At 69.3% G+C, this 2,056-nt stretch carries 4 protein-coding genes; all 4 read right to left on the bottom strand.

Translation table 11 applies throughout. From position 1 onward, the window contains the following. Window positions 1–25 precede the first annotated feature (25 nt). Complete coding sequence (locus H5J33_RS32695; RefSeq protein ID WP_181798338.1) at window positions 26–184, bottom strand: DUF6760 family protein; 159 nt, start codon at window positions 182–184, stop codon at window positions 26–28. After that, window positions 181–684, bottom strand: coding sequence for a zinc-ribbon domain-containing protein (locus H5J33_RS32690; RefSeq protein WP_181798337.1), 504 nt, complete (start codon window positions 682–684; stop codon window positions 181–183). The genes H5J33_RS32695 and H5J33_RS32690 overlap by 4 nt, the downstream gene beginning before the upstream one ends. Continuing rightward, window positions 681–1,121 carry a phage tail protein gene (locus tag H5J33_RS32685; RefSeq protein WP_181798336.1) on the bottom strand — a complete coding sequence of 147 codons (441 nt, stop codon included), beginning with the start codon at window positions 1,119–1,121 and terminating at the stop codon, window positions 681–683. Before H5J33_RS32685 ends, H5J33_RS32690 begins: the two co-directional genes overlap by 4 nt. A gap of 53 nt (window positions 1,122–1,174) precedes the next feature. Then, on the bottom strand, window positions 1,175–2,056 hold an 882-nt coding region (locus tag H5J33_RS32680; RefSeq protein WP_181798335.1), incomplete at its 5' end, for a phage tail sheath subtilisin-like domain-containing protein.

The following is a 2,056-nucleotide window of genomic DNA, read 5'->3' as shown; positions in this document are numbered from 1 at the left end:
CAGCCTGTCCCGCCATGCCATGTGCTCAACCGCCTTCGTTCACGCGGGTGTTGATACGGGCGATCTCGGCCACCCACTGCCGTCGTTCGTCATGGGTCAGGTCGAGGATCTCCTCCCTCGCCCAGTGGAAGTGATAGGCGATGTACGCGACCTCCTCCCGGAGCCGGGGAAGGGCGTACGTCACGATTCCCCCAGGCGCCCACCCGAGAGGTCGACCTCGAAGCCGCCCTCGCAGTGCGGACAGGTCACCGCCGCCCGGGTGTGGCCCTCGCTGTTCACGCGGCGGTAGAAGTCCTGGAGGAAGGCGACGTCGGTGGCGTACATCCGCTCCACGATCCCGGCGTGCACATCGGTGATGGTGCCGAGCCGGGTGATCACCTGGCTCAGCAGCACCACGCTCAGGTACGCCGGGTTCTCCTTGACCCGCAGGTCGATCTGCGGCCGCAGCTCGTCCCGGGCCGTGGCCAGGCGCATCGAGCCCTCGCGGTGCACCGTGCCCGCCTCGTCGACGTAGCCGCGCGGCAGCACGAACTCGAACTCGGTGCGCAGCCCGTGCGATTCCTGGCGGGGCGGCGGGGCCGGTGCGGCGGCGGGGGGCTCCGCCGCCTGCTCGGTCGCCGTGGCGGGCGTCGTCAGCTGGAGGATCTCGTCCAGGTTGCCCGCCGTCACGGTACGGCGCCTCATTCGACGATGATCTCCTCGAACACGATGGTGACGGACTCGGTGGCCGCGGCCGACTCGCCGGCCTTGAGGGAGGGGCCCTCCCACTTGGAGGCCCAGCCCTGCATCAGCTGGATACGGCGGACCGTGCTGCCCTCGGAGTCCTTGATCTCGATGGTCAGGTTCTGCCGGGCGGTGTTCACGGCCCCGTTGTTCAGGGTCTCCTTGATCCAGTTGGTGAACTCGCTGCTCTTGTCGAGTCCCCGGGTGATCGTGATCTCGCCCGCCTGCCGGCCGCCGGGCTGCTTGCGGATGATCTGCTTGCCCTCAGCGGTGACCTGCTTGACCTCGACGACGTCCTCCTCGACGGTCAGCCCGCTGATCTCCTGGATCGATTCGACCAGGTAGCCACCGAGCTGCACGCCGAAGACGTGGGTGGAAAGAGCATCGCCCGTTGCCATGACTGTCTGTCACCTTCCGTTGCTGGACCCGCGGGTCACTGGTCTGGCTCGTCTCACTCGTCGATGAGACTGGTGCTGTCGGAGAACTGGGCCAGCCGGAACACCACGAACTCCGCGGGCTTGACCGGCGAGACGCCGATCTCGCAGACGACCCGGCCCTGGTCGATGGACTCCTGCGGGTTGTTGTCGCGGTCGCACTTGACGTAGAACGCCTCTTCGGCGGTGCGGCCGAACAGCGCGCCCCGGCGCCACTCCTCGGTGAGGAAGGCGGTGACGTTGCGCCGGATGCTCGACCAGAGCCGGTCGTCGTTCGGCTCGAAGACCACCCACTGGGTGCCCAGGAGGATGGACTCCTCCAGGTAGTTGAAGAGGCGGCGCACGTTCAGGTAGCGCCAGGCCGGGTCGGAGGAGAGGGTGCGGGCGCCCCACACCCGGATGCCCCGGCCCGGGAAGGCGCGTACGCAGTTGACGCCGATCGGGTTGAGCAGGTCCTGCTCGCCCTTGCTGAGCCGCAGCTCCAGGTCGACCGCGCCACGGATCACCTCGTTGGCGGGCGCCTTGTGCACACCGCGCTCGGCGTCGCTGCGCGCCCACACACCGGCGATGTGACCGCTCGGCGGGACCGTGGTGTTGCGTCCGGCGGCCGGGTCGAAGACCCGCACCCACGGGTAGTAGAGGGCGGCGTACCGGGAGTCGTAGCCCGCCTCGTCGTTGCGCCAGGTGCGCACCTGCTGGGCGTTGAGCCCGGGCGGGGTGTCCAGCACCGCGACCCGGTCGCCCATCTGCTCGCAGTGCGAGATCACGGCGAGCTGCACGGTGCGCACGCCCTCGGCGTCGATGTCGCCGCGCTGGTAGGCGCTCATCAGGTCCGGCACCGCGACCATCGTGATCTCGTCGATGGTCTCCAGGCCGCCGAACCCGGTGCGGGCCGCGGC

Source organism: Streptomyces sp. WELS2 (genome assembly GCF_013870595.1).
GTDB lineage: Bacteria > Actinomycetota > Actinomycetes > Streptomycetales > Streptomycetaceae > Streptomyces.
The sequence above is the reverse complement of the archived record's forward strand: the minus strand, read 5'-3'. Positions and strand labels throughout refer to the sequence as shown.